This is a genomic window from Pseudocitrobacter sp. CD920760 (assembly GCF_057782505.1).
In genome coordinates, this window is record NZ_CM173490.1 from 3,364,413 (window position 1) to 3,378,385 (window position 13,973).

Annotated in this window: 13 protein-coding genes; all 13 read right to left on the reverse strand. The window is 54.8% G+C overall.

Annotation, left to right across the window (positions count from 1 at the left end; translation table 11 throughout):
• Position 1 precedes the first annotated feature (1 nt).
• The 13 genes from wzxC to wcaB all read right to left on the reverse strand — a co-directional run bounded on the left by wzxC (position 2) and on the right by wcaB (position 13,973).
• Positions 2-1,480 carry a colanic acid undecaprenyl disphosphate flippase WzxC gene (wzxC, locus tag AC1MKH_RS15885; protein ID WP_276220456.1) on the reverse strand — a complete coding sequence of 493 codons (1,479 nt, stop codon included), beginning with the start codon at positions 1,478-1,480 and terminating at the stop codon, positions 2-4.
• Positions 1,481-1,489: 9 nt separating this feature from the next.
• Positions 1,490-2,884, reverse strand: a complete 1,395-nt coding sequence (wcaJ, locus tag AC1MKH_RS15890; RefSeq protein WP_276220457.1) for an undecaprenyl-phosphate glucose phosphotransferase — start codon at positions 2,882-2,884, stop codon at positions 1,490-1,492.
• A gap of 126 nt (positions 2,885-3,010) precedes the next feature.
• Positions 3,011-4,381, reverse strand: a complete 1,371-nt coding sequence (gene cpsG / locus AC1MKH_RS15895; protein WP_276220458.1) for a colanic acid biosynthesis phosphomannomutase CpsG — start codon at positions 4,379-4,381, stop codon at positions 3,011-3,013.
• 107 nt (positions 4,382-4,488) lie between these two features.
• Positions 4,489-5,925 (reverse strand): mannose-1-phosphate guanyltransferase, encoded by a 1,437-nt coding sequence (gene cpsB, locus AC1MKH_RS15900; RefSeq protein ID WP_276220459.1) that lies wholly within the window; start codon positions 5,923-5,925, stop codon positions 4,489-4,491.
• Positions 5,926-5,928: 3 nt separating this feature from the next.
• Entirely contained in the window at positions 5,929-7,152 is a 1,224-nt protein-coding gene (gene wcaI, locus AC1MKH_RS15905; RefSeq protein ID WP_276220460.1) for a colanic acid biosynthesis fucosyltransferase WcaI, read from the reverse strand.
• Complete coding sequence (locus AC1MKH_RS15910) at positions 7,149-7,628, reverse strand: GDP-mannose mannosyl hydrolase (protein ID WP_276220461.1); 480 nt, start codon at positions 7,626-7,628, stop codon at positions 7,149-7,151. Before AC1MKH_RS15910 ends, wcaI begins: the two co-directional genes overlap by 4 nt.
• A 3-nt stretch (positions 7,629-7,631) precedes the next feature.
• The gene (gene fcl, locus AC1MKH_RS15915) at positions 7,632-8,597 is read right to left on the reverse strand and encodes a GDP-L-fucose synthase (protein ID WP_276220462.1); all 966 of its coding nucleotides are present in this window, start codon (positions 8,595-8,597) and stop codon (positions 7,632-7,634) included.
• A 2-nt stretch (positions 8,598-8,599) separates the two neighbouring features.
• Positions 8,600-9,721, reverse strand: coding sequence for a GDP-mannose 4,6-dehydratase (gmd, locus tag AC1MKH_RS15920; protein ID WP_276220463.1), 1,122 nt, complete (start codon positions 9,719-9,721; stop codon positions 8,600-8,602).
• A 27-nt stretch (positions 9,722-9,748) separates the two neighbouring features.
• Positions 9,749-10,297 (reverse strand): colanic acid biosynthesis acetyltransferase WcaF, encoded by a 549-nt coding sequence (gene wcaF / locus AC1MKH_RS15925; RefSeq protein ID WP_276220464.1) that lies wholly within the window; start codon positions 10,295-10,297, stop codon positions 9,749-9,751.
• A gap of 15 nt (positions 10,298-10,312) precedes the next feature.
• Positions 10,313-11,059: a colanic acid biosynthesis glycosyltransferase WcaE gene (gene wcaE, locus AC1MKH_RS15930; RefSeq protein WP_276220465.1), complete on the reverse strand. Its 747-nt coding sequence runs from the start codon at positions 11,057-11,059 to the stop codon at positions 10,313-10,315.
• Between the two features lie 13 nt (positions 11,060-11,072).
• Complete coding sequence (wcaD, locus tag AC1MKH_RS15935) at positions 11,073-12,296, reverse strand: colanic acid polymerase WcaD (protein ID WP_276220466.1); 1,224 nt, start codon at positions 12,294-12,296, stop codon at positions 11,073-11,075.
• Complete coding sequence (gene wcaC / locus AC1MKH_RS15940) at positions 12,271-13,488, reverse strand: colanic acid biosynthesis glycosyltransferase WcaC (protein WP_276220467.1); 1,218 nt, start codon at positions 13,486-13,488, stop codon at positions 12,271-12,273. The genes wcaD and wcaC overlap by 26 nt, the downstream gene beginning before the upstream one ends.
• Entirely contained in the window at positions 13,485-13,973 is a 489-nt protein-coding gene (gene wcaB, locus AC1MKH_RS15945; protein ID WP_276220468.1) for a colanic acid biosynthesis acetyltransferase WcaB, read from the reverse strand. Before wcaB ends, wcaC begins: the two co-directional genes overlap by 4 nt.

Sequence of the window (13,973 nt, forward strand, 5' to 3'; positions counted from 1 at the left end):
ATTAGCCTGCGCGAAGCAGCGTTTTCATTTTCTCGTTACGGCACAACTGGCGCTTCATCTCCACCACCAGCGGGTGGCGGGAGAGCACAATCATCGCCCCAAAGGCCAGTACGCCCGCGGCAATTTGCACTGCCAGCAGTAACGCCAGCGACAGTTGACCGTTCAGCGCCCACCCCAGGCCGTAGCTCACCGCGAGCGTGGGCAAAGAGAGATAGAACGGCAGCCACAGGCTGAGAATGTATTCACGGTAGCTGGAGCCCAGAATGGGTTTGATCAGCACGAAATAGCTCAGAATGGTGTTGATAATCTGCACCAGCAGGAAGCCCAGCGTGACGCCAATGGCGCCGCCCAACTGGCCGCCGACGATAATCGCCGGAATAAACAAGCAGGTTTTAAAGACGTTGAATTTAAAACTGATATCGACGCGCGCTTTCGCCATCAGCAGCGAGCCAATCGGGTTACCCACCGAACGTAGTAGCCCCACCACGCACAACAGTTGCAGCACCGGAATGATGCTCACCCACTTCTCACCAAAAACCAGCGGCACAAAGTTGTTGCTCACCACCATCAGCCCGAGCAGCGCCGGGAAGTTGATAATGCCGACCACAGAAAGCAGCTTGTAGAAGTTGACGCGCAGTTTGGCCGTGTCGTCCTGGATTTTGGCGAACGCCGGGAACAGCACGCGGGTGATAATCGGGTTCAGCTTCATCGGCGGTACCACCGCCACGTTGTAGGCCAGGTTGTAGCCGCCCGCGACGCTCGCCCCCAGAATACGCGCCAGTACCAGCGTCGAGAGGTTGGTGTTCACATAGTTAATCACGCTATCCGCCGTCAGCCAGGCACCGAAGCGCAGGTTAGAGGACACGCTCGCCAGCGCGAAATGCAGCCCAGGTCGATAAATTTTGCGGCCAAAATAGCCAAACAGCAGCGTGCGCACTGCGCTATTAACCAGATAACCCAGAATCGCGGTCATGGCTAATGGCCAGAAATGCGCCGACACCACGGTGAAGGTAAAACCCGCCAGCACCGAGCTGGTTTCAATCAGGCCAATCTTGTTGAACTCCAGCTCTTTTTGCATCAGCGCGCGAAACTGCTGCCCGTGGGGGATAACAATAAACGCCAGCGATAAGGTCTGAATCAGCGGCTGTAAATCCGGGTTATGCAGCACGCTGGCAATCGCCCCGCTCAGGGCAAACACCGCCCCGCAAACCACCACGCCCAGCCCGACGTTCAGCCAGTACAGGGTGGTCAGTTCAAGGTGACTTATCTCTTTGCGCTGAATAATCGAGTTCGCAATACCGAAATCAGACAGCGTATCGGCCAGCGCGATAATCACCAGTGAAACGGTCAGCAGACCGAACTGGTGGTTATCGATGATGCGCGCCAGCACCGTCATCTGCACCAGCCCCAGGCCGATGATGATCACGGTCGCCATGGCCGACCACTTCGCACCGCTGATGGTTTTTTCTCTCAGGCTCATACCTGTTCCTCAATACGCCGTTTTACTGACGAAGCCTTTAAACACCGTCAGGAAAACAATTTTGATATCGAACCACAGGCTCCACTCGCGAATGTATTCCAGGTCGAACTCGACGCGTTTTTCCATTTTTTCCAGCGTGTCGGTCTCACCGCGCCAGCCGTTAATCTGCGCCCAGCCGGTAATGCCCGGCTTCACTTTGTGGCGCAGCATGTAACCTTCAATCAACTGACGATACTGTTCGTTATGCGCCACCGCATGAGGACGCGGGCCGACGATCGACATGCCGCCGGTGAGCACATTGATAAACTGCGGCAGTTCATCGAGCGAGGTGCGGCGCAGGAAGTTTCCAACGGGCGTCACGCGCGGGTCGTTCTGTGTCGCCTGAGTGACCACCGCGTCGTTTTCCATCACTTTCATGGAGCGGAATTTCCATACTTTGATAGGCTTACCGTCCATGCCGTAACGGGTCTGGCGGAAAATGACCGGCCCGGCGGAAGTGAGTTTCACTGCCAGGGCAATGCAGCACAACGCAGGTGAGATCAGCAGCAGGATCATGCTGGCCAGCACAATATCTTCCAGCCGTTTGATGATGCGGTTCACGCCAGACAGCGGCGTGTCGTACAGCGGCACCACCGGTACGCCATTCACCTCTTCAATACGCGAGTGAAGAATGTTGAAGGTAAAGACATCAGGGATGATCAGCACCGAGCAGGTGGTGTCCGCCAGCTCGCGCATCAGTTTTTTGATCAGGCTTTCTTCCTGCATCGACATCGCGATATAGACGTTATGAATTTTGCCCGCGCGCGCGTCATCCAGCAGTTGCTGGATATTGCCCGCCCAGTCGGCGCTGACGCCGCCCGGTTTGGCGTCATGGTAAGTGCCCACCACTTCATAACCGAGCCACGGCTGATTGCGAAAACTCTCCAGCAACGCTTGCCCCTGTGGAAGATCGCCCGCCACCGCCACAAAACGGGTGTTATAGCCGTGATTGCGCAGCACACCGGCGCCGTAACGAATAAACGCCCGGCTGGCCAACATGCCGCAGGTAGTCAGTAAGTACCACCCCAGCCAGACGCTGATATTGGTGCTGAAATCATCATCGAACGCCAGCAGCCCGGCGCTGAACACCAGGCTCAGGGTCCAGTTCTGTAGCAGCAAGAGCAGTTCGGTGGTAATGCGCACGCCGCGCCATGAACGGTAGAAATCGGTGATCCCACCGATCATCTGGAACACCACCAGCGTCACCAGCGCCATCAGCAGGTGCAGATATAAAAACGGCAGCGCCGCGGCTTTGCACACTACCCATAGCCCGCCGAGCATAATGGTGATATCCGAAAAACGCTGCACCATTGAGATTAACGATGCATTCGTTTTGGCTCGCTCGCGCTTTTTTAGAGTCGTCATCGTTGTTCCTTTTTAATAATCCCCCTCACCCCGCCCTCTCCCCAAGGGAGAGGGCGAAAACCGCACACACTTAACCCGTGGCGCGATCGGTTCCCTCTCCCTGAGGGAGAGGGTTAGGGTGAGGGTCTACTGCTTAAGCAGCGCCAGAATATCCTGCGTTCGCGCCTGCATCAGCGGCGTGTCGCCGCGCGATTCCACGTTCAGACGCACCACCGGTTCGGTGTTCGAGGAACGCAGGTTGAAGCGCCAGTCGGCAAACGCCAGGCTGATGCCATCGGTGCGGTCAATTTCCAGCGCCTCATTAGCAAAATGCTGCTCCACGCGGGCAATCGCCGTAGCAGGCTCCGCCAGTTTGCTGTTGATCTCGCCACTTGCCGGGAAAGCCGCCATGCGGTCACGCACCAGTTCGCCCAGCGTTTTTCCTTTCAGGCACAGCAGTTCGCTGACCAGCAGCCACGGGATCATCCCGCTGTCGCAGTAAGCAAAATCACGGAAGTAGTGATGGGCACTCATTTCGCCGCCGTAGATGGCGTCGTCTTTACGCATGCGTTCTTTGATAAAGGCGTGCCCGGTTTTCGACATCACCGGCGTGCCGCCCGCCGCCGTTACCACATCCACCGTGTTCCACGACAGACGGGGGTCATGAATGATTTTGGCGCCCGGATTTTTCTCAAGGAAAGCTTCCGCCAGCAGACCGACAATGTAGTAACCCTCGATAAACTGCCCGGTTTCATCGAACAGGAAGCAGCGGTCGAAATCGCCGTCAAAGGCGATACCCATATCCGCACCGTGTTCAATCACCGCGTTGCGGGTGTCATCGCGGCACTCGGGTAACAGCGGGTTAGGAATACCGTTGGGGAAATTGCCGTCCGGGGTGTTGTGCACTTTAACCAGCGTCACCGGCACATTCAGCGCGTTAAAGCGGGCTTCCAGCGCATCAATCACCGGGCCTGCCGCGCCGTTGCCGGAGTTCACCACCAGCTTGAGGGGCGTCAGATTTTTGACGTTGATGTACTGCAACAGGTGATCGATATACGCATCGCGCAGATCAATTTTCTGATAGCTGCCGCGCTGACTTTCATCCACCGGCGGGAAGTCGTTGGCTTCTGCCAGCCGCTGCACATCGCGCAGCCCGGTATCACCGCTGATTGGGCGCGCGCCTTCGCGCACCAGCTTCATGCCGTTGTAATCCATCGGATTATGACTGGCGGTGACTTCAATGCCGCCGTCGATGCCAAGATGGAAGGTCGCAAAGTAAATCTCTTCTGTGCCGGAAAGGCCAATATCGAGCACATCGACGCCCGCATCGCGCAGGCCGCGCGCCAGCGCCAGCTTCAGCGTTTCGCTGGTCAGACGCACATCGCCGCCCAGCACAATGGTTTTTGGTTGCAGAAACTCGCCATAGGCGCGGCCAATACGCCACGCAATATCTTCATTCAGCTCTTCGCCTAATTTGCCGCGAATGTCATAGGCTTTAAAACAGGTTAACGTTTTCATGTTTTTACCTTTCTTCAGGCAACAGTTGGCCCTGACCGGTGAGGGTCATTATTTTCAGTGTCGTGAATTGCCGGATGGCGCTGCGCTTATCCGGCTAACAAAACGCGCTACACGCGCCCGTAGCGGTCCGCGAAGCGCACCACATCGTCCTCTTCCAGATACGAACCGGAACGGACTTCAATTAAATCGAGCGGGATCTTGCCGGGGTTTTCGAGGCTGTGCGTCGCGCCAAGCGGAATATAGATAGATTCATTTTCACCCAGCAGCTTGATCTCATCGTTGATGGTGACTTTGGCAGTGCCCGCCACCACAATCCAGTGTTCTGCCCGGTGGTGATGCATTTGCAATGAAAGCCCCTCGCCCGGTTTCACGGTGATCCGCTTCACCTGATAGCGATCGCCGGAATCAATGGAGTCATATTTCCCCCACGGGCGATACACTTCGCGGTGAATATGATGCTCATGGCGACCATCGGCTTTAATCTGCTCGACGACTTTTTTGACGTCCTGCACCGCGCTGCGATCGGCGATCAGAACCGCGTCTTTGGTTTGCACCACCACCAAATCCTTTACACCGACGGTCGTCACCAGGCCGGATTCGGCGTACACATAGCTGTTTTCGGTTTTGTGGCTGATCACGTCACCGTGATGCACGTTACCTTCTGGCGTGTGGTTGCTGATTTCCCACAGGGAGGACCAGGAACCCACGTCGCTCCAGCCCGCGTCCATCGGCACCACCACCGCATCGGCGGTTTGTTCCATTACCGCGTAATCGACAGACTCTTCCGGGCAGGCAACAAACGCCGCTTCATCAACACGGATAAAATCCAGATCCGGATCGGTGACGTTCATGGCTTTTTCGCAGGCCTCGAGAATGTCCGGGCGATATTTTTTCAACTCTTCGAGGAAACGTCCGGCGCGGAACAGGAACATGCCGCTGTTCCAGTAATATTCACCGCTGGAGACATACGCCTGGGCGGTATCAAGATTCGGTTTTTCGACAAACTGGGCGACATCAAAGGCCACTGCGTCTTTTTCGCCAGGGCTGACATCACCCCGACGAATGTATCCGTAGCCGGTTTCCGGCATATCGGGCACGATACCAAACGTGACCAGCTTTCCGCTTTCTGCGTACGGCGTCGCATTGCGCACCGCTTCACGGAACGCTTCTTCATTCTGAATCACGTGGTCGGCTGCCAGCACCAGCATCAGCGGGTCGCAGCCGGTATCACGACGTACCGCCGCCAGCGCCGCCAGGGCAATCGCCGGGGCGGTATTGCGCCCGACAGGTTCGAGAATGATATTCTCGGTCAGCTTATTCATCTGGCGCAGTTGCTCGGCCACGATAAAACGGTGCTGCTCATTGCAGATAACCACCGGGCTTTCACACTCCACGCCGTGCAGGCGGTTAATCGTCGCCTGCAACATGGTCAGCTCGCCTTTCAGGCACAGGAACTGTTTGGGATAAAGCACTCGGGACAGCGGCCACAAACGGCTGCCGGAGCCACCGGCCATTACTACCGGAAAAAGTGTTGATTGACTCATCGTTTAACCCCGAATATCAGCAATAAATTGGCTCAGCACGTTCTCTTTTTCGAGCGTGCGTTCCGCGTAGGCCAGCGCCTGCACGTTGCGTTTCGGCATCAATAGTGCCTGTTCGATACCGTCCATTAACGCCGGAACCGATTCCGGCTCGACGCACACGGCGATCCCCGGTTCATTGAGGCACAACTGCCCCAGCTCGGTTTCGGCTTCAGCAGTGATCACCGCATTACCGCCCACCGCCAGAATATTGGTCAGTTTGGACGGCAGTACCGCATCCGCCGCGCCGCGTTTTTGAATCACCAGATGGCAGTCGGCCATCGAGAGCAGCGCAGGCAGTGCGTCGTAAGATTGCAGCGGGAAGAAGCGGACATTATCCAGACCTCGTTCCTGCGCCAGTTTTTCCAGCCGCGCTTTCCCGCCGCCCTGGCCGACAATCACAAACAGCCACGGCTTGTCACGCAGCAAGGCAGCGGCTTCAATCACACTTTCCAGCCCCTGCTTCTCGCCGATATTGCCGGAGTAAAGAATCAGTTTGCGGTCGGCTGGCAGGCCAAGCTGCTCGCGTAGCACCGCAACGTGGGTGCCGTTTACCTCACGGAAGCGATCCACTTCCGACCAGTTCGGGAAGAAAATCACCTTCTCTTCCGGTACGCCTTTCTCGCAGGCTTTGTTCATCATTGAGCGCGAGATAGTCGAGACGTTATCCACGTTATGCAGGCCGCTGCGCTCAAAGGCACTGGCGAGCTTCGCCACTTTGCCCGGTTTACCCTTACCCGCCATCCCCAGGCCAAGCATCGCATCGACTTCGTAATCCTGAATATGCAGTAAGGTTCGTGCGCCAGAGAGTTTTGCCAGCAAACGCATCCCCGGCGTGCAAAAGAGCGTAGGCACCACGCCAATGATGCGATCCGGCTTCCAGCGACGCTGGGCCAGCAGCGGGAAAAAGCTGCTGACGGCAAAGCTGCCCAGATGAATCAGGCGCTTCAGCGTGGAGGGCTGTTTAGGCACATACAGCGGGCAGCGCCAGACGGTGACCGCGCCCTCTTCCCGGCGATAGCGCCAGGCGGAGTAGTGCTCGCCCACCTGCCACTGCGGGTAGTACGGCGGCGCGGTGATCACCCGGACTTCATGCCCCTGGCTTGCCATCCACTCGACCATCTCGCCGGTGTATTTGCCGATGCCGGTCAGCTCCGGAGAATAGTTAATGCCGTAGACCAGTATTTTCATAACCCTGGTACCTCGGCCCGCTTCCCTTCGAGGAAGTAAGCGCGGCTGTTGGCATGCACATTGTCCGCAGCCAGCAGCGCCGACGGCGTCAGCCAGAGGTAATCGTTGTGCTGCTCATCCGGAAGCGCCAGGTCGCTTGCTTCCACGCGCAGGCGGAAGCCCAGCACGATGTAGTGGGTCGAGAAATCCGCTTCGGAGAAGTTGTCATCATAAAAATGCTGCCAGACGCCGTAGAACTGGCCTGCCGATATCGGCAGGCTCAGGCCCAGCTCCGCCTGCGTTAAGCGGGCGAAGGCGTCGGCAAGCGTTTCATCTTTCTGCACGCGACCGCCAGGAACAAACCAGAACCCCTGCGCCGGGCGGTTGGTGCGTTTGCCAAGCAGATATTCGCCCTGTGCGTTCTCCACAATCAAATCGATTGAGATAAGCGGCGTCGAACGCACTACGGTGGCAAAATCCTGCGTGCTCAGAAACATCGGTTACCCCCGAAAACGCTGCTGGTTTTGCAGAAACCACTGGTAAGTACTGGCAAGTCCTGCTTCCAGAGTGATTTCGTGATACCAGCCCAGTTGATGCAGGCGAGAAACGTCGAGCAGTTTGCGCGGCGTGCCGTCCGGTTTCGACGCATCGAAAACCACGCGCCCCCTGAAGCCCACCACTTTCGCCAGCGTTTGCGCCAGTTCGCGAATGGTGCAGTCGATACCGGTGCCAACGTTGATATGCGACAGCATCGGCTTGGTGTTCTCCTGCCACACGTCGCGATCCAGCTCCATCACGTGGATGCTGGCAGCCGCCATGTCGTCCACGTGGAGGAACTCGCGCATCGGCGTGCCGCTGCCCCACACCACCACATCAGATGCATTCTGCTGGGCGGCTTCGTGGAAACGGCGCAGCAGCGCGGGAATGACGTGCGAATTGCTTGGGTGGAAGTTATCGTTCGGCCCGTACAAGTTCGTTGGCATCACCGAGCGATAGTCGCGGCCGTGCTGACGGTTATAAGATTCGCACAGCTTGATCCCGGCAATTTTGGCGATGGCGTACGGCTCGTTGGTCTCTTCCAGCGTGCCCTGCAGCAGCTCACTTTCGGCCATCGGCTGCTTCGCCAGCTTCGGATAGATGCAGGATGAGCCAAGGAACAGCAGCTTATTCACGTTATGCACATGTGCGGCGTGAATAATGTTGCTTTCAATCATCATGTTTTCGTAGATGAAATCGGCGGGATAGGTATTGTTCGCCACAATACCGCCCACTTTTGCCGCCGCCAGATAAACCTGGTCAATCTGTTCAGTGGCAAAGAATTCATTCACGGCCTGGCTGTCGAGCAGGTTGAGCTCATCGCGAGTACGCAGAATCAGATCCACGTTTTCTCGCTGCTCAAGCTGGCGGACAATGGCTGAACCGACCATTCCCCGGTGGCCCGCCACAAAAATACGTTGTCTGGTCATTCTCAGGACTCCAGCGCGATCGCCACATCGTAGCCGTGGGATTTCAGCAGAGAGTGTTTCTTCGCTGCTTCGAGATCTTTGGCCACCATTTCTGAAACCATTTCCTGAAGAGTGGTTTCCGGTTTCCAGCCCAGTACTTCATGCGCTTTGGTCGGGTCGCCCAGCAGGGTTTCCACTTCCGCAGGGCGGAAATAGCGCGGGTCAACGGCAATGATGATATCGCCCGGTTTCACGCCTGGCGCATCATGGCCGGTAACAGAAACCACAATGCCCTTCTCTTCCACGCCGGTGCCTTCAAAGCGCAGTTTGATACCCAGCTGTGCTGCGGCCATTTCGACGAACTGACGCACCGAGTACTGCACGCCAGTGGCGATCACGAAATCTTCCGGTTTGTCCTGTTGCAGCATCATCCACTGCATTTTCACGTAGTCCTTTGCGTGGCCCCAGTCACGCAGGGAATCCATGTTGCCGAGGTACAGGCAGGACTCCAGGCCCTGAGCGATATTGGCGATCGCGCGGGTGATTTTGCGGGTCACGAAGGTTTCGCCACGGCGCGGGGATTCATGGTTGAACAGAATGCCGTTGCAGGCATACATGCCGTAGGATTCGCGGTAGTTGACGGTGATCCAGTACGCATACAGTTTCGCCACTGCATACGGAGAACGCGGATAGAACGGCGTGGTCTCTTGCTGTGGAATTTCCTGCACCAGGCCGTACAGCTCGGAGGTGGACGCCTGATAGAAACGGGTTTTCTTTTCAAGACCGAGGAAACGAATGGCTTCCAGCAGACGTAAGGTGCCCATGGCATCTACGTCGGCGGTGTATTCCGGGGATTCAAACGAAACGGCCACGTGGCTCATCGCGCCCAGGTTGTACACTTCATCCGGCTGTACTTCCTGCAGGATACGGGTCAGGTTGGAGCTGTCGGTCAGGTCGCCGTAATGCAGGTGGAATTTCGGGTTGCTGGTGTGCGGATCCTGGTAAATGTGGTCAACGCGTTCCGTGTTAAAAGAGGAAGCGCGGCGCTTAATGCCATGCACTTCGTAGCCTTTTTCCAGCAGAAGCTCTGCCAGGTAAGAACCATCCTGACCGGTTACGCCGGTGATGAGAGCGACTTTTGACATGTTTTTATCCTCTGTACTTATCAGAAATTAATCAGTTTCAACGCGTTCGCGTATCACCACTGCGGGGTTGCCACGGCAAATCACGTTTGCCGGAAGCGATTTAAAAACGCTGCTTCGCGCACCAACGACGGTGCCGTCGCCTATTTCAATGCCGGGGGCGACGAACACATCCGTTGCCAGCCAGCATTTCTCGCCAATCACAATCGGTGTGGCGGTAATATCAAAATGTTGACTCTGGAAGTCATGACTTCCGGTACATAAATAACACTTCTGTGACACCACCGAATTTGCGCCGATGGTAATATCGCCCAACGTATATAACACGGCGTCATCCCCTACCCAGGCATAATCACCGAGGGTTAATTTCCACGGATAGGTAATTTTCACTGACGGACGAATTACTACGTTTTTTCCTATTTTCGCGCCAAACAGACGTAACAAAAATGCACGCCAGCGGTAGAGTATTTGCGGTGACCAGGCAAAAAGTGTTGATTGCACCGCCCACCATAATTGCACTTTCACCCCACCCGCACCGCGAAAACCCTGCGGAACAGAAAACCCCGATAAATCTTGCATAGTTTTTCCTTATATTCAGGATTTGTTATATAAGGCTTTTGTTTTGCCGGTGGTGCGCAGACGTAATAAATAAGACAATTCTGTCAGAAGCTTTGGCATGCGTAATATTTCACGCTGAACACTTTTCGCATCCTGACACAACTGTAAATTATTGGTGGTTGACACGCCGCCCATTGAAAATTCAGACACCAGCCCTTTAATTCGTTTAAAGGCATAGCCTGCTTTATACATTTTGGCAGCCAGCGCGTAATCAGATGAAACGCGATATTGCATATCATACGGATTTTGTTTCAACCCCACGCCAGGGAAGAAGATAGCCTGATGGCTGGCGGGCAGGCTATGATAAATATACCAGCCGCTTTTTGCCCGACGGGTTAACTGTGTGCCATCGCCAAAATCGAGCATCGCGTCACCCAGATACATTGCATCATCTTTTTTATTACGCAGCTGACGGACAAATTGTGAGACATCCTGGTGAAACACATCGCCGGAGTTCAGGAACAGGGCAAACTTACCTTTCGCCATCGTGATGCCTTTATTCATCGCATCGTACAGGCCGTTATCCGGCTCGCTGACATAACGTAAGTTGTACTGTCCATTACGTTTTTCCAAAAACTCCGCCGTGCCGTCGGCCGACCCGCCGTCCACCACAATCCACTCAAACTGAATGCTCGGATCGTTCGCCAGATGCGCCAGTGAACGCCAGGTTTTGACGATGCCGTCATGGTTGCGAAACGCGACGGTAATGACACTCAGCAGCATTGTTTTTTCCACCTTATCCGTTGTCTGCCATATTGAGTGCTTTACGCAAAATAAATGGACAGACAATTAAAAATGCATATTCCGGGCTAAATATTGAACCGGTAAAAAACAGCGATATTGGCGTAAAAAGGAACAACTGCACGCGGAAATTGCGATTATTCCCAAAAGCGTTAATTGTCATCTTTCCGACATTAATCATGTACCATGCCGTCAATATCACTGCGAACCACGAAAAATAAATAATGAGCAGATACAAACCATTGTCTATTGTTTTTCCGACGTCCGCACCGTTAAAGATTCCGAATGATGCCACATATTCGTAAAGAGAACCGAAACGCACAATGCCATCAATATGGGTCAGCGAGTAACCGACCATCACCAATGGGCCAATAATACGGTAATAGGATGACGAACCCTCCGTCCCCAAATCACCCAGGCGCTCAGATATATACGGAAAGGCAAACACTAAACCAACCAAAAATACGGCCAGTGAGATAATCGCTAACGGCAGTTTTTTCTTAATGGCGTCTTTGTTCAGATACTGGAAAGCCCACTCCAGTAAATAAAACAGGATAAACGTCATTACCCCGGAAAATGATCCTGAAAGAATAATCCCTGCCAGAATCATAGCATCTGCTTTAGGAGTTTTGATACCAAACTGTTTGATACAGAGCCAAATTGAGATTAACGCCAGAGCGAAGAATGCCGGTTCGAAATAAAGTGCGGTGGTACGCTTACCGCCGAACTTGATAAAATTCAGAACATAGCTGTTACTGTATATAAGATATTTCGAAATTGTCTCCATCAGGCTACTGCCACCGGAGACAATAATTTGCAGCATCTCGATGGCCGCCAGCATGACGATGACGCCAATCACCATATAAAAGCCACGTAAAATTTTGCGGTGGTTATGCGGCGAGATAACCTTAAAGCGAATACTCCACACCATGCCGACAATAATCACAATGTAGACAAACAGCATCGTCGAGGTGACGTACTTGCTGGCATCGTAAGACTGGCCGAACAGATAGTTAAACAGCGTCAGCCCGCCCCCTGCGCCGAGCGCAATCATCAGCTTTTTCAGGTTAATCAGGTCAACGTAGAGTAAAAGCAGCAGCGGCAAAAAGGTAACGATGGTTATCGGAAAGCTCTCGCCGAGCTGGGCGATTTTGACGTTAACCAGCAGGTAGATTAACGGTAGCAGCAGATAGCTACAGATTCTGATAGAACGAGACATACTCCTCCAGCATCTGTTGACCACTGTAGGCCTGACGGCTGCGGGCGCTGAATTGCGCAAGCGTGGTACCGAAAATAGCCTGCGCGATTTCCGCTTTCGGTAACTGCGCGAGACGCAGAACGTCTCTGTCATCGACCGTGCGCCCGCCCGATTTGCTCAACACTTCCTGCGCGGCATCGCTGTGGGTCGCAATCACCGGCACGCCAATCGACAGCGCCTCGCACAGGATCAGTGGATAGTTATCCACGCGTGAGCTGAACAGCAGCGCATCCATCCCGTTGAGTTTGCTCATCAACTGACGTTTATCGGTGAGGAAACCGTGATTCACCACGTTATCCGCGCTGAAGGGTGAGAATTTACCGAAGGTATGTACTTCCACGTTATCGCCGAGGGCAATCAGCGCCTGCACCAGTTGCTGATTGGTTTTCCCGTCGTAACGCAGGTCATGCGCCACCACGGCGATTTTCGGACGCTGCGCGTTTGCCGCTTTGGGCTGGAGATCGGCCAGAATGGTTTCCGTCGCCACATCGATACCGTTGTTAATCACCAGACAACGACCCGCGCCGTAAAGGCTGTTGAAGGCATCGGCCACGTGATGGCTGGGCGAAATAAAGTTGCAGCCCAGCACCAGCATCTGGCGAAACAGCGCACGTTTTTCATCAACCTGCTGATGGGCGCGATCGACCTTCACCGGCGGGTAGTTACTGAGGGTCGGACATTGCGCGCAGCCGCGCTGCCAGCCTTCACAGCCGTCGAGAAACGCGCAGCGACCGGTAACGCTCCAGTGATCGTGCAACGTCCAGACGAAAGTGACGTCGGGTTTATCCGCTTTTACACGCTGGCAGAATTTCACCACCTCTGCCAGATTCAGCCAGTAGCTGTGCAGCACATGAAAATGCAACACCACCGGTCCGGTAGTGCGCGTCACCGTGCGATACAGCCCGTTCAGATTACCGAACAGATCGCGGTTAAACAGACGAAACAGCGCCAGGTTGGCTATCGAGGTGGCGCGCGCCGTATGTTTAATCACATTCGGATAACGGTCATGGCTTTCGCTTTTTTTACCACCTTTGCCATAGCCGTAGATAAACTGCGAGTTCATTCCCAGCTGTAGCGCGCGCTGATGGAGATCCAGCGCCACGCCTGCCGCGCCGCCTTCAGCCAGGCGGACGTTAAATTGCATAATATTCATTTCAGTACCTTCACCCGTGCTTTCTCACCCACCACCAGCGCATGGTCGGGGATGTTATCCAGTACCACGCTGCCTGCGCCGATGGTGACATGATTACCAATGGTGATATTGCCGATGATCACTACGTTAGCCCCGAGTTCAACACCGTTGCCGAGAACAGGACACGCCAGGCTGTTCGGGCCACGATTACCGATAGTGACGCCGTGGCGAATGGTAAAATCATCCCCCGCCACCACGTTTTTATTGATGACTACGGCATAACCGTGGTGAATGGTGAAACGACGACCAATCGTCGCAGCGGCCTGAATTTCGTAGCCAAACAGGCACTCGGTAACGAAGCGATAGAGCAGCAACATCGGGGCGGCCCACAGATTGTTGAGCACATTTTTCTTGCGCCACACAGAGCAAAAATGCGCGATGCGATACGCCATCACCATGCAGCACGGGCGCAGGCTCCAGCTATTGGCGCGTAAATCTTCCAGCAT

Excerpts from the sequence above, each read along its gene's own strand:
- wcaB (WP_276220468.1), bottom strand. The coding sequence starts at position 13,973 with ATGCTGGAAGATTTACGCGCCAATAGCTGGAGCCTGCGCCCGTGCTGC.
- wcaI (WP_276220460.1), bottom strand. The coding sequence starts at position 7,152 with ATGAAAATACTGGTCTACGGCATTAACTATTCTCCGGAGCTGACCGGC.
- wcaJ (WP_276220457.1), bottom strand. The coding sequence starts at position 2,884 with ATGACGACTCTAAAAAAGCGCGAGCGAGCCAAAACGAATGCATCGTTA.
- gmd (WP_276220463.1), bottom strand. The coding sequence starts at position 9,721 with ATGTCAAAAGTCGCTCTCATCACCGGCGTAACCGGTCAGGATGGTTCT.
- wzxC (WP_276220456.1), bottom strand. The coding sequence starts at position 1,480 with ATGAGCCTGAGAGAAAAAACCATCAGCGGTGCGAAGTGGTCGGCCATG.
- wcaD (WP_276220466.1), bottom strand. The coding sequence starts at position 12,296 with ATGTCTCGTTCTATCAGAATCTGTAGCTATCTGCTGCTACCGTTAATC.
- wcaE (WP_276220465.1), bottom strand. The coding sequence starts at position 11,059 with ATGCTGCTGAGTGTCATTACCGTCGCGTTTCGCAACCATGACGGCATC.
- cpsB (WP_276220459.1), bottom strand. The coding sequence starts at position 5,925 with ATGAGTCAATCAACACTTTTTCCGGTAGTAATGGCCGGTGGCTCCGGC.
- fcl (WP_276220462.1), bottom strand. The coding sequence starts at position 8,597 with ATGACCAGACAACGTATTTTTGTGGCGGGCCACCGGGGAATGGTCGGT.
- AC1MKH_RS15910 (WP_276220461.1), bottom strand. The coding sequence starts at position 7,628 with ATGTTTCTGAGCACGCAGGATTTTGCCACCGTAGTGCGTTCGACGCCG.
- wcaF (WP_276220464.1), bottom strand. The coding sequence starts at position 10,297 with ATGCAAGATTTATCGGGGTTTTCTGTTCCGCAGGGTTTTCGCGGTGCG.
- cpsG (WP_276220458.1), bottom strand. The coding sequence starts at position 4,381 with ATGAAAACGTTAACCTGTTTTAAAGCCTATGACATTCGCGGCAAATTA.
- wcaC (WP_276220467.1), bottom strand. The coding sequence starts at position 13,488 with ATGAATATTATGCAATTTAACGTCCGCCTGGCTGAAGGCGGCGCGGCA.